The organism is Defluviitalea phaphyphila, assembly GCF_001466305.1.
Taxonomy (GTDB): domain Bacteria; phylum Bacillota; class Clostridia; order Lachnospirales; family Defluviitaleaceae; genus Defluviitalea_A; species Defluviitalea_A phaphyphila.
The window spans coordinates 1-15,218 of the sequence record NZ_JWID01000025.1 but is presented as its reverse complement, the minus strand read 5'-3'; the positions used below and the strand labels follow the sequence as shown (position 1 = coordinate 15,218).

At 25.5% G+C, this 15,218-nt stretch carries 13 protein-coding genes and 1 tRNA gene; 11 read left to right on the top strand and 3 right to left on the bottom strand.

Annotation, left to right across the window (positions count from 1 at the left end):
* Nucleotides 1–66 precede the first annotated feature (66 nt).
* On the bottom strand, nt 67–1,395 hold the full coding sequence (locus OM90_RS10870; protein WP_058486906.1) for a D-alanyl-D-alanine carboxypeptidase family protein: 1,329 nt from the start codon (nt 1,393–1,395) through the stop codon (nt 67–69).
* A gap of 104 nt (nt 1,396–1,499) precedes the next feature.
* Between OM90_RS10870 and OM90_RS12705 the strand changes: the two genes are divergently transcribed.
* The 6 genes from OM90_RS12705 to holA all read left to right on the top strand — a co-directional run bounded on the left by OM90_RS12705 (nt 1,500) and on the right by holA (nt 8,671).
* Complete coding sequence (locus tag OM90_RS12705) at nt 1,500–2,192, top strand: helix-hairpin-helix domain-containing protein (protein ID WP_058486905.1); 693 nt, start codon at nt 1,500–1,502, stop codon at nt 2,190–2,192.
* Nucleotides 2,193–2,209: 17 nt separating this feature from the next.
* Nucleotides 2,210–2,896 (top strand): response regulator transcription factor, encoded by a 687-nt coding sequence (locus tag OM90_RS10860; RefSeq protein ID WP_058486904.1) that lies wholly within the window; start codon nt 2,210–2,212, stop codon nt 2,894–2,896.
* 70 nt (nt 2,897–2,966) lie between these two features.
* Nucleotides 2,967–4,316, top strand: a complete 1,350-nt coding sequence (locus OM90_RS10855) for a sensor histidine kinase (protein WP_084758046.1) — start codon at nt 2,967–2,969, stop codon at nt 4,314–4,316.
* 87 nt (nt 4,317–4,403) lie between these two features.
* Nucleotides 4,404–5,360 (top strand): GerMN domain-containing protein, encoded by a 957-nt coding sequence (locus tag OM90_RS10850; RefSeq protein WP_058486903.1) that lies wholly within the window; start codon nt 4,404–4,406, stop codon nt 5,358–5,360.
* A 1-nt stretch (nt 5,361) separates the two neighbouring features.
* Nucleotides 5,362–7,800 (top strand): DNA internalization-related competence protein ComEC/Rec2, encoded by a 2,439-nt coding sequence (locus OM90_RS10845; protein ID WP_058486902.1) that lies wholly within the window; start codon nt 5,362–5,364, stop codon nt 7,798–7,800.
* Nucleotides 7,700–8,671, top strand: a complete 972-nt coding sequence (gene holA / locus OM90_RS13235) for a DNA polymerase III subunit delta (protein WP_242860900.1) — start codon at nt 7,700–7,702, stop codon at nt 8,669–8,671. The genes OM90_RS10845 and holA overlap by 101 nt, the downstream gene beginning before the upstream one ends.
* Before the next feature lie 28 nt (nt 8,672–8,699).
* Here holA and rpsT read toward each other — a convergent pair whose 3' ends face one another.
* On the bottom strand, nt 8,700–8,966 hold the full coding sequence (rpsT, locus tag OM90_RS10840; RefSeq protein WP_058486901.1) for a 30S ribosomal protein S20: 267 nt from the start codon (nt 8,964–8,966) through the stop codon (nt 8,700–8,702).
* A 251-nt stretch (nt 8,967–9,217) separates the two neighbouring features.
* Here rpsT and gpr point away from each other — a divergent pair, with 251 nt between their 5' ends.
* The 5 genes from gpr to OM90_RS10815 all read left to right on the top strand — a co-directional run bounded on the left by gpr (nt 9,218) and on the right by OM90_RS10815 (nt 14,316).
* Nucleotides 9,218–10,216: a GPR endopeptidase gene (gene gpr / locus OM90_RS10835; protein ID WP_058486900.1), complete on the top strand. Its 999-nt coding sequence runs from the start codon at nt 9,218–9,220 to the stop codon at nt 10,214–10,216.
* Nucleotides 10,217–10,290: 74 nt separating this feature from the next.
* A complete protein-coding gene (gene spoIIP, locus OM90_RS10830; RefSeq protein ID WP_058486899.1) occupies nt 10,291–11,586 on the top strand; it encodes a stage II sporulation protein P in 1,296 nt (431 codons plus the stop codon).
* 90 nt (nt 11,587–11,676) lie between these two features.
* Nucleotides 11,677–11,764, top strand: a tRNA-Ser gene (locus OM90_RS10825).
* A 135-nt stretch (nt 11,765–11,899) separates the two neighbouring features.
* Nucleotides 11,900–12,181, top strand: a complete 282-nt coding sequence (locus OM90_RS10820) for a hypothetical protein (RefSeq protein ID WP_058486898.1) — start codon at nt 11,900–11,902, stop codon at nt 12,179–12,181.
* Nucleotides 12,182–12,318: 137 nt separating this feature from the next.
* Nucleotides 12,319–14,316, top strand: a complete 1,998-nt coding sequence (locus OM90_RS10815; RefSeq protein ID WP_242860899.1) for a BMP family ABC transporter substrate-binding protein — start codon at nt 12,319–12,321, stop codon at nt 14,314–14,316.
* Between the two features lie 13 nt (nt 14,317–14,329).
* Here the strand turns inward: OM90_RS10815 and OM90_RS10810 are convergent, their stop codons facing one another.
* On the bottom strand, nt 14,330–14,929 hold the full coding sequence (locus OM90_RS10810) for a metallophosphoesterase family protein (RefSeq protein ID WP_058486896.1): 600 nt from the start codon (nt 14,927–14,929) through the stop codon (nt 14,330–14,332).
* Nucleotides 14,930–15,218: the final 289 nt, after the last annotated feature.

Here is a 15,218-nt window from a genome sequence, read left to right as displayed (position 1 = left end):
TAAGGCTAATTTTATACTTTAACACCTAAAATCAAGCATGATTTCTACTAAACATAAGTGTTGCATTTAATATTGCAATTTAGATAAATAAGTATTTATTAAGAATAAGACAAAAAATACTATACAAAGTATAACTAAAATAGATAATATCATAATAAGTATACGAAAAAATCTATTTCCATAAGTAGTTGTATTTGTATTATTTTCGATTGTACTTTTAGAAAAAGTATTAAATGTTTCTATACTTTGTCCTGCAATTAAATTAACACTACCAATTATTTTGTTTTGAAATATAAAATCTAATGTTCCTATTATTTGATTTTCGTCAATAGGAGTAATTATTTCTTCTGGAATAGATATTTTTTTTATTATATCTTTACTAGAAGAATTTTTAGGTAAAACACAAGAAAAATCTGTTTCAGGATATGCTTCTATAATGTTTTGATATTTTTTTTGTTCATTTTCTTCTGATATAATGGGAATTTTCCCTATAGGTAGGTCTTGTTGTAATATGGATACCATCTTAAAATTATTAAATCCATAATCTAATAAATTTCTAGTATCATCATACATTGCTTGTTTTTCGGATTTTAAAACTACTACTATCAATTCTAGGTCATCTCTTTTAGCATAAGTTACTAAAGTATGCCTAGCTTCATTAGTAAATCCAGTTTTCCCACCTTCACATCCTTCATAATATAGTTCAGGATAAGCTTTATTATTAAATAACTTATGTTGGTTAGCTAAATATCTTGGTTCATCTACTATATTTGTAGGAGGAATTGTATATGTGATAGTGCCTATAATTTCACGAAAAACATCATATTTTAAGGCTTCTTTAGCAATTAAAGCCATATCATAGGCAGTAGTATAATGATTTTCATCATGTAGTCCGTGTGGATTAACAAAATTTGTATTTTGAGCTCCCAATTCTTCTGCTCTTTTAGTCATATGTTCTGCAAAATTCTCAATTGAACCATCAATATATTCAGCAATTCCATTTGATACCTCATTAGCAGACATAAGAAACATGCCATATAAAGCATCTTTTAAAGTAATTTGTTCTCCTTCTTGCATTCCGATATGACTACTTCCATATTCAATACTATATACAGCATTTTTTGAAAAAGTAATAGTATCTTCTAAATTTCCATTTTCTATTGCCAATAGAGCAGTCATTATTTTAGTTATACTAGCTGGATATTGTTTTTTATGTATATTTTTTTCATACAAAATGGTGCCTGTTTTAGCATCCATTAAAATAGCAGAATCAGATTGAATAACTGGTGTATTTTGGGCAAAAATTTTAGATGGTGTATATAACACAAAACCAAAGTAAAAAAATAAAACTATTAAAAAAGAAAAGTTTTTACCCCTATAATGGGAAAAATGCATATTTAAGCTCCTCTCTATATAGTGGCAAATTTAAGTATAACAAAAAATTAGATTTTAATCAAAATAATAAAAAAAATATATTATTTACAAGAAAGGGGATATGAATGAAAAAAGAAACTTTACTTTATTCAATCATTATAATAGTATTTATAATAAGTGGAATTTTATACATTAATAATAAGGATAAAGATGTACAACCTTTGTTGAATGAAGTTCAAAATATTCAATCAATTACAGAAGATAATTTAAACATTATAGAACCTGAGTTTAAAAAAGAAGAAATAGAGCAAGAAAAAGAAGAAATAGAATCTAAAAAAGAAGAAATAGAGCAAGAAAAAGAGTCAAATTGTGTTGTTTATATTTGTGGAGCGGTAAAGAAACCAAATGTTTATACTTTACCTGCTGGGAGTCGTATAAATGATGTTATAAATATGGCTGGAGGAGCTTTAGAAGAAGCAGACTTAAATCAATTAAATCTTGCAGAAAAAATTTTTGATTCACAAAAAATTTATGTTCCAAAAAAGGGAGAAGAAATTGACAAATCTATTTTAAAAGTAGAAAATAAAGAAGAAGATAATTATTCTATAAAAAAATCTAATAATCAACTAATTAACATTAATACGGATTCTTCTGAAAAATTACAAACTTTACCTGGAATAGGCTCTGTTATTGCTCAAAATATTATAGATTATAGAAATTCTCAAGGACCTTTTTCATCAATTGAAGAAATAAAAAATGTTCCGAGGATAGGAGAAAAAACCTTTGAGAAAATAAAAGATAAAATTACTGTTGATTAAGGAGGAAGATATTTATTATGGGAAATAAAGTACTTGTTGTAGATGATGAAAAATTAATTGTAAAGGGTATTAAGTTTAGTCTAGAACAGGATAATTTAATTGTAGATGCTGCTTATGATGGAGAAGAAGCTTTAGAAAAGGCTAAAAATAATAATTATGATTTAATAATATTAGATGTTATGTTGCCTAAAATAGATGGGTTAAATGTATGTCAACAAATAAGGGGATTTTCAGATGTACCTATTATTATGTTAACTGCTAAAGGAGAAGATATGGATAAAATTATGGGATTAGAATATGGAGCTGATGACTATATTACGAAACCTTTTAATATTTTAGAATTAAAAGCAAGAATAAAAGCTATATTAAGAAGAGTTAATCATATTGAAAACGGAAATGATAAGAAAAAATTAAAAATTAATGGTTTAGAAATAGAAATGAATAGCAGAAGGGTTTTTATAAATGGCAAAGAAGTAAATTTAACAGCAAAAGAATTTGACATGTTAGAATTATTTGCTTCTAATCCCGGGAAAGTTTATAGTAGAGAAAGTCTTTTAAATACAATTTGGGGTTATGATTATCCAGGAGATATACGAACAGTGGATGTTCATGTTAGAAGATTAAGAGAAAAAATAGAGAAAAATCCTAGTCAACCTGAATATATTCATACAAAATGGGGAGTTGGTTATTATTTTAAAGATTAAAACAAAATATTTTTATAGCTTGCGTTGGAAAATACTATTTGTTTTTGTACTTACTAGTTTTATGCCTCTAATGATTTTTTCTACGGCAGTATATAAAAAATTAGAAAATCATTACATAGAAGAAAGAAAAGCAGAATTACTTAGACAAGCAAATGTTACAGCGGGTCATATAGCTATAGGGAAATATTTATTAGATGATACTAAAAGAGAATTATTTTATTATGAAATAGAACAAACAAGTAAAGAAATAGAAGCTAGAGTAATTGTAGTAGATGCACAGGGATTCGAAGCTTATGATTCTAATAGAACAGAAAAAGTATATGATAATAAAAAAACTCATGTTTCAAAAGAAATTCTTCAAGCTTTACAAGGGAAAGATACTGCAGAAAAACAAGAAGATAATACTATTAATGCGGCAGCTTCTATTGTAGATCAGAATGAAATAATAGGAGCAGTTATGATTTCAGCTCCAATTGATGATATGGTTAAGGAAACTCTTAATACTTTGAAAAAGCAATTATATCTTTTAACTATTCTTATTAGTATGGTTATAGGAATTATTAGTTTTTTTACTTCAGGAGCTATAACGAATCCTTTAAAAAAAATGCTTAGGGTAATTCAAAAAATTACAGAAGGACATTTAGACCAACGAATTGAAATAAAAGGAAAAGACGAGTTAGCAGAGTTAGGGAATGCTTTTAATCATATGACAAAAAAATTATTAAAAGTAGACCAATCTAGACAAGAATTTGTTTCAAATGTATCCCATGAATTAAAGACTCCTTTAAGTTCAATTAAAGTTTTAAGTGAATCTTTGCTGCTTCAAGAAAATGTTCCTGTAGAAATGTATAAAGAATTTTTTAAAGATATAAATTCAGAAGTTGATAGGTTAACAGCTATTGTAAATGACCTTTTATTTTTAGTAAAATTAGACCAAAAAGAAGTACCTATGATGGTCCAAAATGTAAATCTAAATAGTTTATTAGAAAAGATTTTAAAAAGATTACATCCTTTAGCTAGTAAAAAAAATATTGAATTAATATTTGAAAGTTTTAGAAATGTATATGCAGAAGTAGATGAAATGAAACTTATTTTAGCAATATCAAATTTAGTTGAAAATGGGATAAAATATACTCCTGAAAATGGAATGGTAAAAGTAGTTTTAGATGCAGACCATCAGAATGCTTTTATAAAAGTTATAGATACAGGGATTGGAATTCCAGAAGAAGAACAGGATAAAATATTTAATCGCTTTTATAGGGTAGATAAAACAAGAGATAGAGAAACTGGAGGAACAGGTTTAGGATTATCTATTACTTATAGAACAGTTTTACTTCATCATGGAAGTATTAAAGTAAACAGTAAAGAAGGGGAGGGGGCAGAATTTATTGTAAGACTTCCTTTAAGACAAAATTCATAGTTTTGTAATATATATTTGATATAATTAAAAAAGATATATTACATATTATGAAATAGTAAAAAAATAATTTTCGTAGGAAGTGATAAAATGAAATTTAAACAAAAACCAATGTTATTATTTTTAATCATTTTTTCTATTAGTTTATTAGTTTTATTAATTAGTTTTAAAATAATAAATAATAGTTCAAATGAAGGGGAAGTAACGCAAGTAAAATTATATTTTATAAATGGAGATAATTCCGAATTAAAAGAAGAAATACGTACAGTTGATTTTAGTGATAAGAAAGATTTAATAAAATATGCAGTTGAAGAATTAAAGAATATGCCTAAAACATCTGGTCTTAAGCCCTCTATTCCTCAAAGTATTAAAATAAAAACTATTGTACTAGAAGGAACTACTACTAAAGTAGATATTTCATTAGATTATAATAATTTATCTCCACAAGAACAGGTGTTATTTAGAGCTTCCTTAATTAAAACTTTAACAGAATTTGACTTTATTGATTCAGTGGAAATGATGATTGATGGAGAAGCTATGGTAGGAGTGGATGGAAAACCTATTGGAGCTATGACTGAAAAAGATATTGTCTTAGGACCCTCAGATGAAGTTAGTAAGTTAAATTTACAAAACATTAAATTATATTTTGCTGATAAGAATGGAGAAAAATTAATATTAGAAGAAAGAGAGATAGAAGTAAATCCTAATATTGCATTAGAAAAATATATAGTAGAGCAATTAATTGTAGGTCCTATGAATGAAGAATTATTGCCTACAATTCCTTCAGAAACAACTATTAAAGATATAGAAACGAAAGATGGGATTTGTTATGTGGATTTAAGTGATGAATTTAGAACAAAACATAGCGGAGGTTCTACAGGAGAAACACTTACAATATATTCTATTGTAAATTCTTTAACAGAACTTCCAAATGTAAAAAAAGTACAATTTTTAATAGAAGGAGAAAAACAACAGGAATTTAAAGGACATTATGATTTTAGTGGACCATTTGAAAGAGATGAAAATTTAATTAAGTCGGAGGATTAAAATGCATCGGCCAATGATATGGATATTTTTAATGTATTTATTAGGAATTTTAGGGGGATGGTACTTGTGTAGTACCATTCCCTTTTTTGGTTTAATTATGTTATTTACATATTATTTATATAAAAAATATAGATGGAATGGGATATTAATATTTCCTATAATTACATTATTAGGATATATTAATATAGGAGAAAGTACTAAGCCTAAAGATATTGCTTTAGATTTATTAATTAATAATAATACAAATCATAGTGTAGAAGTAATAGGGAATGTCTATGATATAGATTATTCAAACGATCAAATAAGCTGTGTTATAGAATCAAAGAAGATAATTTATCTAAATGAAGTATTTACAATACCTTTAAAATTAAAAGTATATTTTAAAAATCCTGTTTCTATTAAATGGGGAGATTTACTGCATATTAAAGGAAATATAGAAAAGTTTAATTATCCTAGAAATCCTGGTGGATTTAATGAAAAATTATATATGAAAACAAGAGGTATAGAATATAAAATCTTTTCAGAATTGATTGATAAAAAATCAGAAACTAAAAATATTAAATATGGTATATATTTATTGAAATTTAAATTTAATAAAATATATGATAGTATTCTTCCATTAAAACAATCTGCTTTATTGAAAGCTATGCTTCTTGGAGAAAAAAGTACTTTAGATGAAGAACAAAAAACAATGTATCAAAAAGCGGGTATTTCTCATATTTTAGCTATATCAGGACTTCATATATCAATATTAAGTTTATTTCTATGGAAAATATTTAATTATATAAGAATTCCAGATAAAATTAGTACGATTTTTATTTTAATATTTTTGTGGTCATATTATATTTTTACAGGATTAAATATTTCAACTTTACGAGCTGTATTAATGGTTTCTATAGCATTAATAGGTAATTTAATTAGGAGAAATTATGATGTATATACATCAGTTACTATGGCGGCTTTTTTAATTCTTATAAAGCAACCTCTATATTTATGGGATGCAGGATTTCAACTATCTTTTGTAGCAGTATTAGGATTAATTTTAATAGATCCATGTTTTGAAAAAATTTATTGGATTCCTAAAATATTAAGAAAAATTTTAGCACCTATTATGGGAGCAGGACTTGCAACTTTACCAATAGTATCGTATCATTTTTATTATATTTCTATAGTTGGGTTTATATTAAATCTTTTTATTGTTCCTTTAGCTTCTTTGGTAGTAGGATTTGGATTTATAGGAGGAGTTTTAGGATTTTTTTGGGAAACAGGTGCTTATTTTACCATAGGAATTGTTCATTATATATTAATTTTTTATGAATTTATATCAAAATTATTTATACAAATTCCTTATTCTAATATAATTATAGGGCGTCCTAATATTTTATTTATAATATCTTATTACATTACTAGCTTAGGAATAGTTTTCTATATTTTTTATAAAAAACGACATAAATTAAATAAAAAAATAAAATATGTTTTTTTATTTTTATGTACTTTATTATTGGGAAGTGCTTTATTTAAACCAAATGATTTCGAGATGGTATTTTTAGATGTGGGACAAGGAGATTCCATAGTTATTCATACTAATAAAAATAAAACTTTATTAATAGATGGAGGAGAAAAAGATTCTAAAAAAGTGCTTTTACCATATTTTAGATATAAGGGAATTTCTCAAATTGATGCTATTTTTTTAACTCATCCAGATAGAGATCATCTTATAGGGCTTTTAGGGTTATTAGATACCATGGACATAAAAAATATATTTGTTTCTGTAAAAGACAATGGGAAAGATGAAATATATCATGAATTTATATTAAAATTAAAAAAGTTACAAATTCCTTGTTATTTATTAAAGCAAGGAGATAAAATTTCAATAGATGACATAAGTATATATTGTTTATATCCAAAGTTTGATAATAATAAAATTTATGAAAAAGAAAGTTGGAATGAAATATCCATGGTATTACAAATTATATATAAAAATAATTCTTTTTTATTAACAGGAGATATAGAAAAAGAGCAAGAAAATAGTATAATAAATACGTACCAACCTATAACTTGTGATTTTTTAAAGGTTCCTCATCATGGTTCAAACACATCTTCTACAGAAAAATTTTTAGATTGGAGTAATCCTAAGAATGCAATTATAAGTTGTGGAAGAAATAATAGATATGGACATCCTCATCAGGAGGTATTAAAAAGATATAAAGAATACAATATTCCTGTTATAATTACAGCAAATAGTGGAGCAATAATAATAAAATCAAATGGAGAAAATTATAAAATAAATACTATGATAGAAGGGAATAAAGATGAATATAAAAGAATTAAGCGAACAAATAAAGAAAAATATATTTTTACCTGTTTACTTATTATATGGGGAGGAATCTTTTTTAAAAAAATATTATTTAGAAGAAATACAAAAAAAGTTAACTTTTAATAATTCTGATATAATGAATACAGATATTTTAGAAGGGAAAGGAATTTCAGCTAATCAGATTATAGAGAGTGCAGAAATATTACCTTTTATGGCAGAAAAAAGGTTAGTTATTGTAAAAAACTCAGGATTATTTACTGTTGGAAGAAAAAATGATACAGAGATTATATGTAATTTTATAAATAAAATTCCTGATACAACTTGTATAGTATTTGTAGAAGATCATGTAGATAAAAGAAATAAATTATTTAAAAAAATTAATTCTATGAATTGTGCAGTTACATTAGAAACTCCTAAAGAATCTGATTTAATTACTTGGATAAAAAGAGAATTTAAAAAAAATAATAAAGATATTGATAATAAAACTTCTATATATATGTTGCGTATAGTTGGAACTTCTATGGAGAACTTATCTAATGAAATAAAAAAATTATCATCATATGCAAAAGATAAAAATGAAATTAATTTAAAAGATATAGAAGATGTATGTACTAAATCTTTAGAAGCACATATTTTTGATCTTCTTAAAGCTATGGGATATAAAAAAATTGATAAAGCATTAGAAATTTATTCAAATCTCATATTTTTAAAAGAACCCCCTATTAGAATTTTAACAATGATTACAAGACAAATAAGATTAATTTTACAAGTAAAATATCTTTATGAGCAAGGGTTTAATGCTAAACAAATATCTACAAACTTAAAACAACCTTTTTTTGTAGTAAATGATTGTATAAAACAATCAAAACTTTTTACTATTAAAAAATTAAAAATGGCTATGAAAGATTGTTTAGAAATAGATATAGCTTCAAAAACTGGGAAAATAGACCCGCAAATTGCAATTGAAATGTTTCTTATTAAGTATAGTAAATAATAAAACCACCCTAAGAAGGGTGGTTTTATTATGCTCCTATTTTATTTACAAGTTTAGCTAAACTTGATTTTTTTCTAGCAGCTGTGTTTTTATGGAAAACTCCTTTAGAAGCAGCTTTATCTATTTCAGCCATAGCATTTGCTAAAGCAATTTTAGCTTCTTCAAGATTATTATCATTAACACATGCAATAACTTTCTTTATAGCTGTTTTAACTTTAGATTTAACTATACGATTTCTTAAAGTTCTTTTTTCTATTACTTTAATTCTTTTCTTTGCAGATTTAATATTTGCCATATTTTACACCTCCTCACAGTAATAATATGGACGAGACACTATTTTATCTGGGGAATAATAGATTATATTAAACAAATCAAACATGTTATATTTTAATAGAAAATAATAAATAAGTCAATGAATATATGAAAAAACACAGGAAAAAATATATTTATAATTATATAAACAAAGAATAATTCTTTATTTATATAATAACCTAAAAATAAATAATTTATTAAATATAAAAACAAATTAATTAAGGAGATGGAGTTATGTCAAAAGAGAAATTTAATTTTAACATTCGTACAGACCTTGCTATAGAAACTAGGGAAATGGTAAGAAAAGAGCAAGATATTGAAGTGCCAGGAGTAAAAGTAACTGTAGAAGAACAAAAGGAAAAAAAAATAACAGTGACTTGGGTAGAAATAATAAATAAAGAAGGAGAAAAGCAAATGGGAAAACCTATAGGAAATTATGTTACAGTAGAAAGTCCTTTAATGAAAGAAAATGATGTAGAAGCTCATGAGGAAATTATTAAAATTTTGGCAAAACAATTGGTAAAAATTAAAAATTTAAAAGAACATGAAGTAATATTAATTGTAGGATTAGGAAATTGGAATATAACTCCTGATGCTTTAGGACCTAAAGTGATATCAAAAGTTTTTGTTACAAGACATTTACTTGAAAATGTTCCAAAACAAATAGATGCATCAGTTCGACCAGTCAGTGCTATTTCTCCTGGTGTTATGGGAATAACAGGAATAGAAACTAGTGAAATTATACAAGGAATTGTAAAAAAAATAAAACCAGATTTAGTTATAGCTATAGATGCTTTAGCTTCTAGAAAGACTAGTAGGGTGAATACAACTATTCAAATTGCAGATACAGGAGTACATCCTGGGTCAGGAGTTGGAAATAAAAGAAAAGGTTTAAATAAAGAAACACTTGGAGTTCCAGTTATTGCTATAGGGGTTCCGACTGTTGTAGATGCAGCTACTTTAGTAAATGATACAATGAATCATTTAATAGAAGCGATGTTACAAGAAGCCACACCTAGTACAAATTTTTATGAAATGTTAAATAAGTTAAATGAAGAAGAAAAATATGTTTTAATTAAAGAAGTACTAAATCCTTACGTAGGGAATTTATTTGTAACACCTAAAGAAATAGATGAAGTAATAGATAGATTAGCTTATATAATTGCTAATGCACTAAATATAGCTCTTCATCCAGGAATAGATTTAAAAGATATTAATAGATATAACAATTAAAGCATAATATTCTCCTTAGCATAATAGAATATATATATATTAATAAACAAAAGATATTGTAGGGGGGCAGTATATTGGTAAGAATTCATACTATAAATGTAAAAAAAATAAAATCTAAAAAAATAGCAATCATTTTTTTAATATTTATAATATTTTCTCGATATGTAATAACAAATAATAATAAATTAAATTTTACCTTTGATTTAAAAGAGAATAGAGAAAAAATTCCTCAATACATAGAAAAACAAAATATTGACGACGAGTTTTATAAAAAAATATTAGAGGAAACTATTCCGTATGTTGATGAATATTCAAATAGTGGACATACCTTAGATATATTAATAAATAATATTATTTTGTTTTTTACAGATATAAAGTTAAATAATCTTAATACCGTATTGGAGCAAATTATTCCTAATATGAAATATGTATCTAATAATTCAATTGGATATATTCAAAATATAGTAGAAGTAGAGGGAACTTTTAAAGAGTATAAAAATCAAGATGAAATTATAAATCAAAATGATGAAGAATTTTATAATATAGATGATGATATAAATGTTTTTGAAGACCCTTTTGATATTAATAAGCTTGAATACACACAAGCACAACTTCAAGATATAAATTTTTTACAAAATACTTTATATACTTTTGAAAATAATTTAAATTTAAGTTATGAAGATATACCAGTATTAAATCTTTTAAATGAAAATATGGCAATAAGTAAGAAAACAAATGAACCTCAAATTCTTATTTTTCATACCCATTCCCAAGAAAATTTTATTGATAGTGATCCCGATAATTTAGAAGAAGGAGTTATAGGGCTTGGAATGGAATTGGCTAGAATATTACATGAAGAATATGGTATTGGAGTTTTACATCATAAAGGACAATATGACGTAGTTGATGGTAAATTAATGAGAAATGGAAGTTATGAAAGAATGGAACCAGCTATAAGAAAAATTTTAGAAGAAAATCCATCAATAGAAGTAGCAATTGATTTACATAGAGATGGAATAGAAGGGGGAAAGTTATTAACTCAAATCAATGGGAAACCAACTGCTAAAATTATGTTTGTAAATGGTATTTGTAAAATTATGCAAGATGGAGAATTGAAAGATATAGAAAGTTTACCTAATCCTTTTATAAAAGAAAATTTAGCTTTTAGTTTAAAAATGCAATTAAAAGCTAATGAACTTTATCCAGGTTTTGCAAGGAAATTGTATATTAAACCCTATAGATATAGTTTACATATGCTACCAAAATCTTTATTAGTTGAAGTAGGAGCTAATACAAATACTTTTGAAGAAGCTAAAAATGCTATGGAGCCTTTAGCAAAAATTCTTGCAGAAGTTTTAAATATAAAATAAAATAATTAATATATAAAAATTTAAAAAAATCATACACTTGACAATAGTATAATTATATTATACCATTATAACACCTTTATTTTAATATTTGGAGAGTTGTCCGAGTGGTTTAAGGAGCTGGTCTCGAAAACCAGTGTATATGTAAAATGTACCCAGGGTTCGAATCCCTGACTCTCCGCTATAGTAGAGCTGATAAGTTTATATACTATCAGCTCTAATTTTTTATAAAAATTATAAAAAATTAAAAATAAAATATAGATATAATTTTTTATAGTTTATGGTATAATAAATAAAAAAAGAAAGGAGAAAATATATGCTTGGAAAATGGAAAAAAGATACTTCTTTAGATATAGATGAAATAAGAGAAGTATTAATTAATTTATCAAGAAAAAGAAATAGAAAAAGAATCGTTGTTTGGATATTTATTGTGTTTTCTTTATTAAGTGCAATTATTGGAAGTATATATTTTATAAAAAGAAATGATAAATGTTATTGTTGTGATGAAGAAGATTATGAAGATGATGATTTTAATGATTATAATGAAACAGAAGAAAATGATGAAGAAGATTTAGACGAAAATTCAGAAGAAGAGTAAGTCAGAAGAGGAGCAAGAAGGAAGATATTAATTAAAGAAAATACATGAAGGCATAAAAATATTTTTATGGCATCTATTTTGATGTCATTTTTTTACTTTAAAACTAGTTTTAAAATAGATATAATAATATTAAACAAATGAATGAAGGTGATGTTATGGATGCACAAGAAAAAGAGGAAGCTTATCAACATGCTTACAAATTAGGAAAAGCTAGTTATTCAAAAAATGTTGCAAAGGGACTGTCTGGGTATCTTCCTTCTCTAGATGGAATAATAAAGAATTCAGAAATTTCATCAGAAATTAATTTAGGAATAGTTGAAATCCCTATTAAAAAAATTATTGGTACATATTCACATTCTAGAAGTATTGCCTTTGCTAGTAATTTTATGCCTCTTATATCAGGAGAAACAGAATTTAAAGCTAAATGGACTAATCTTTATGGTATTCATATGGAAGAAGGAATAAGAGACCCTATTAAAGTTTATGAATATTTAAACTGGTTTTATGTTGTGGAAGGGAATAAAAGGGTTAGTGTATTAAAATATTGTGATGCTTATGCAATGTCTGCTAATGTAACTAGATTAATACCTAAAAGAGATGAGACGGACCCTATTATAAATATTTATTATGAGTTTCTTGAGTTTAATAAAAAAACAGGAATTAATTCAATTTGGTTTTCAAAAGAAAATAGTTTCAAAGAATTAGGTAAATATCTAGATAAGTACGAGCCTAAATTAACTACTTATGATGACAAATATAAACATTTTATGGGGAATTTTTATCGTCCATTTAGAGAAGTTTATTATAAATTAGGGGGTGATAAGCTAAATATAACAACTGGTGATGCCATATTAGAATATATTAAAGTTTATGGAATACCAAATGAAATAAAAGAAGAAGTTTTGAAAAATAGGATTAAAAAATTTATGGTAGAGTTAGAAGCTTTATCACATAATGAGTCTGTTGAAGTGAGAACGGATACAATTGAAATTCCTAAAAAAAATGTTATAACATCTATCACCAATTTAATGACATATAAAAAGAAATCAAAATTAAAAGTTGCTTTTGTATATGCAAAAACTATTAAAAATTCTGGATGGACTTATGCTCATAATTTAGGAAGACTCCATGTTGAAAATGTACTAAAAGATCAAATATCAACGACATATATAGAAAATGTTCCGGAAAATAATCAAGCATATAAATATTTAAAAGAATTAGCAAAACAAAACTATGATATTATATTTACTACTAGCCCTACATATATAACTCCAACTTTAAAAGCTGCATTAGAGTTTCAAAATGTAAAATTTTTAAATTGTTCTGAAACTCATTCTTTTAAACATGTAAGAACTTATTTTGGGAGAATTCATGAGCCAAGATTTTTAACAGGAATTATAGCAGGAGCTTTAACTAAAACAAATATTATAGGGTATGTTGCTACATATCCAATTCCAGAAGTTATAACAGGTATTAATGCTTTTGCTTTAGGAGTTAAGATGGTCAATCCTTATGCTAAAGTAAAGGTAGTTTGGACTCATAAATGGGATCAACCTGAAAAATCTAAAAATTTTGGGATTGTATTAAATAATTCAGGAGCAGATATAATATCTCATGATGATTTACCTAATCCAGGAGATGCTTCAAAAGAATATGGAGTATATTCATTAAAATCTTCAGATAATGAAAATTCATTTGTTTCTAAAGCACATTTTGCTATGCCAATATGGAATTGGGGAATTTTTTATGAAAAACTACTTAGAAATGTTTTAAGTGGAACTTGGAAAATGGTATTTGATGTATTAAACTCCAATCCTAAATTAGTAAATTTTTGGTGGGGAATGGATACAGGAATGGTTGATATTATTTATTCTAAAACCCATGTACCTGTTCAAATTCAAACTTTAGTTGAACTTATGAAAAAAATGATTATTCAGAATGAATATAATCCTTTTACAGGTCCTATTTATGATCAAAATAACAATTTAAGAATACCTAAAGATGAAGTGGCAACTTATGAACAAATTTTATCTATGAATTGGTTTGTAAATGGAGTAGAAGGAGAGATTCCTAAATTGAATGATGAGGAAAATATTTTTGACCCACTAACAGAAATGTTAGGAGTTAGAAAATAACCCCTAGTTATAATTAGGGGTTATTTTGATATTCAATAATACTATATTCATAAGCATTAATAATATAAGTATTTTTATAAAGATGAATTCTTTTATTTCTTCCATAATTTAAATGTTGGTGTCCGTGAATGAGATATTTAGGATTATATTGATCCAAAAGAGTAATAAAGGCTTTAAAGCCTCTATGACATAAATCTTTACCATCTCCAATACCATAAACAGGAGCGTGAGTAAGGAGAATATCAAATCCATTATGTTTTTTTATAGTTTTTTTTAGTTTTTTAATACGATTTTCCATTTGTTTCTCTGTATATTGAAAGATTCCATTATTGTAGCATTGAGAACCTCCCAATCCAAGAATTCGAATATTTTTATAAGTAATTATTTGATCATCAATATTAATACATCCTAAAGGTTCTTTGATAGTATAATGGGAATCATGATTACCATGAACATAAAATAAAGGAGCTTTAATCATAGTAACCAAAAAAGATAAATATTCGGCTTTTAAATCGCCACTAGATAATATTAAATCAATATCTTTAAAACGGTCGCGATCAAAATAATCCCATATATATTGAGATTCTTTATCGCTAACTACCAGTATTTTCATTAACTCATTCCCAACTTTCTATGATTTTATATTAATAGAATTAGTATAGTAGTTAGTTTAGCATAAAATGTATAAATATAAAAGATAAAAAATTTTATTATAAAATTTTTAAAAAAAGTGTTGACATTCTGTTAGAATTTTGATAATATACATTTCGTGACAGCGATACAATGATTCTTTGAAAATAAAATAATGTATGATAAATAAAACCCAATCAATTCCAAGATTGATTAAAAGCCAGTAGGCAAGGAAAGATAGAAATATGAGAGTTTGATCCTGGCTCAGGATG

What these genes read in the sequence shown, in the direction of transcription:
- OM90_RS10870 (WP_058486906.1), bottom strand. Translation starts at nt 1,395, where the DNA reads ATGCATTTTTCCCATTATAGGGGTAAAAACTTTTCTTTTTTAATAGTT.
- OM90_RS12705 (WP_058486905.1), top strand. Translation starts at nt 1,500, where the DNA reads ATGAAAAAAGAAACTTTACTTTATTCAATCATTATAATAGTATTTATA.
- OM90_RS10860 (WP_058486904.1), top strand. Translation starts at nt 2,210, where the DNA reads ATGGGAAATAAAGTACTTGTTGTAGATGATGAAAAATTAATTGTAAAG.
- OM90_RS10855 (WP_084758046.1), top strand. Translation starts at nt 2,967, where the DNA reads ATGATTTTTTCTACGGCAGTATATAAAAAATTAGAAAATCATTACATA.
- OM90_RS10850 (WP_058486903.1), top strand. Translation starts at nt 4,404, where the DNA reads ATGAAATTTAAACAAAAACCAATGTTATTATTTTTAATCATTTTTTCT.
- OM90_RS10845 (WP_058486902.1), top strand. Translation starts at nt 5,362, where the DNA reads ATGCATCGGCCAATGATATGGATATTTTTAATGTATTTATTAGGAATT.
- rpsT (WP_058486901.1), bottom strand. Translation starts at nt 8,966, where the DNA reads ATGGCAAATATTAAATCTGCAAAGAAAAGAATTAAAGTAATAGAAAAA.
- gpr (WP_058486900.1), top strand. Translation starts at nt 9,218, where the DNA reads ATGTCAAAAGAGAAATTTAATTTTAACATTCGTACAGACCTTGCTATA.
- OM90_RS10820 (WP_058486898.1), top strand. Translation starts at nt 11,900, where the DNA reads ATGCTTGGAAAATGGAAAAAAGATACTTCTTTAGATATAGATGAAATA.
- OM90_RS10815 (WP_242860899.1), top strand. Translation starts at nt 12,319, where the DNA reads ATGAATGAAGGTGATGTTATGGATGCACAAGAAAAAGAGGAAGCTTAT.
- OM90_RS10810 (WP_058486896.1), bottom strand. Translation starts at nt 14,929, where the DNA reads ATGAAAATACTGGTAGTTAGCGATAAAGAATCTCAATATATATGGGAT.